The 232-nt window shown below is 44.4% G+C and carries 1 pseudogene; it reads right to left on the bottom strand.

What is annotated here, in order from left to right:
* Positions 1 to 232, bottom strand: a pseudogene (locus ACH5TX_RS00020) (hypothetical protein); the annotation flags it as partial.

Here is a 232-nt window from a genome sequence, read left to right as displayed (position 1 = left end):
CTCCGTCTAATCCTGCTACACCTTGTATCCCTTGTATTCCTTGATCACCGGTATCTCCTTTGTCACCTTTATCTCCTTTAGGACCTGTTGCTCCATCTGCTCCGTCTAATCCTGCTACACCTTGTATTCCCTGATCACCTTTGTCACCCTTAGGGCCTTGTGGACCAGCAACAGAACTACCACTATTTTTTGCATATAATGCATAAGGAACACTTATAAGTTGACTAACACC

The sequence above is a fragment of the Thalassobellus citreus genome, from assembly GCF_044385915.1.
Taxonomy (GTDB): Bacteria; Bacteroidota; Bacteroidia; order Flavobacteriales; family Flavobacteriaceae; genus Thalassobellus; species Thalassobellus citreus.
The sequence above is the reverse complement of the archived record's forward strand: the minus strand, read 5'-3'. Positions and strand labels throughout refer to the sequence as shown.